Origin of the sequence: Candidatus Ulvibacter alkanivorans, from assembly GCF_003333325.1 — a bacterium.
Taxonomy (GTDB): Bacteria; Bacteroidota; Bacteroidia; order Flavobacteriales; family Flavobacteriaceae; genus Ulvibacter_A; species Ulvibacter_A alkanivorans.
On sequence record NZ_QOLC01000010.1, the window covers coordinates 1 to 1743 of the forward strand.

Annotated in this window: 2 protein-coding genes; both read left to right on the forward strand. The window is 32.1% G+C overall.

Features of this window, described 5'->3' with window-relative positions; genetic code table 11:
* The first annotated feature begins 165 nt into the window (after positions 1–165).
* Positions 166–1005: a hypothetical protein gene (locus DWA30_RS00660; protein WP_136073117.1), complete on the forward strand. Its 840-nt coding sequence runs from the start codon at positions 166–168 to the stop codon at positions 1003–1005.
* Between the two features lie 172 nt (positions 1006–1177).
* On the forward strand, positions 1178–1743 hold a 566-nt coding region (locus DWA30_RS00665), incomplete at its 3' end, for a hypothetical protein (RefSeq protein ID WP_136073118.1).

The window sequence follows — 1743 nt, forward strand, 5'->3', positions numbered from 1 at the left end:
TGGACAATAGAAATAAAAAAAACGACACCACAACAACGTGTATAGTTCATTGCGGCAAGTAGGTTAAGTGAACTTCTTTTCCTACAATCAAAAACTTAGTTTTCGGAATAATCCGTAACTTGAAATCCGCAACGAAGGCCATACACGAAACAGTTGCCCACAATTATGAAAAAAATCCTACCGACATTTATAATCACAATTCTTTTGTTAGGTTGTAATGACATTTCAAAGCGGAATTCTGAAAATAAAACGGTTGAATATTATAAAAATAAAACTGAATTTAAAAGGATTACACATTACGAGAATTTTGATAGTGTTCATTATTTTTATCGAAACGGAAATATTTTCAAAAGAGGAAAACAACTCAATGAAAAGCAAAAATTTGGAAAATGGATTTTGTTCGATAAAAACGGTAATATAAGAGAAATAAGAGAATGGTTTCCTTTCAAAGGAAATTCGAGACTAAATCAAATTTGGCATTTAGATAAAAACGGAGATACTTTAGCTTGGAGGTATGAGGATTCAATTTATAAACAAAAAGAATTTATAAACGATACTGTCAATCGACGAGCTACTTCATATGATGTTATTTATTTCAATAGAGACACACTAAAACTAAATGAACCAATAATTGGATACGTTGAAATATTTTCTCATTTAATTACTGACCATCCAGCAAATGTAAGAGTGCTTTTAGCTAGAGAAGAAAATAATTATAATTATGATTTCTCAAATGAAAAGGAAGTTAAATTAGACACATTTTATGACCTTACAAAAGATACTATAAATCAAAAATGGTATAAAGGTGCTGAATTTAGAGATTTAGCAACGTTTGGTCAATGGTATGAAACTGTCGGAGAAAAAACATTACGTGGATATTATCAGCAATATTTTATGGGACCGACTGAATTAGATGAGAACGGAATGAAAATCGATAGTATTATAGGACCAAAAACATTTTTTGAGCATAAATTTATTGTAATTGACAGTATTGCAGAAAAATAACTGTGGGCAACAATGTATAACCGCAATTTGCTCCGCCTGTTCGCACTACGTGCTCGGGTCGGCGGATTCGACTACGTCCGAATCCACTCGTATTTGCTAACGCCTGTTCCAAACCAAAAAACACTATCTTTAATCCCGTAACTGACGGTTATACGAGAACGTTAGGCACAATATGAAAAAATCACTTAGAATAATATTAATTTTTTGGGTTAGCCTTGGTTATTCTCAAGATAGTCAAGAGCTTATTGACTTTATAGTGAACAAAAATTCCTTTCACTCGGATTGCGTAGGTTCTGCTTGTGAAGAATCCGAACTTTATCGTAAATGGGTATTACTTAAATCCAAACTAACTGATGAAGAGTTGATTGAATTATCAAAAAATGAGGAAGCAGTATTAAGGGCATATTCAATAAGAGAATTAATTGCAAATGAAAAGTATCCTGCTACGGAGCTTTTAAAGTTTGAACTTTCTAAATCTGAAAGTGTAGAATCTTATGATGGTTGTCTAATTGATATTGATGAATTGGCTTCTATTGTATATCACGAATATTGGAATAAAATCAGAATTGAATCTCTCAAGGACGTATCTGATAGCGAAAAAGAAAGGAATGAGGCAATGTCGAGAATATTGCGTACAGATCCACAAATGGAAAAACTAGATAGTTTAATTATCTATGCAAACGAGCCACAAAATTTTGTGATCTATCGTCGAGTATTCACTAATAGAATTCACAAAGA

What these genes read in the sequence shown, in the direction of transcription:
- DWA30_RS00660 (WP_136073117.1), top strand. Translation starts at nt 166, where the DNA reads ATGAAAAAAATCCTACCGACATTTATAATCACAATTCTTTTGTTAGGT.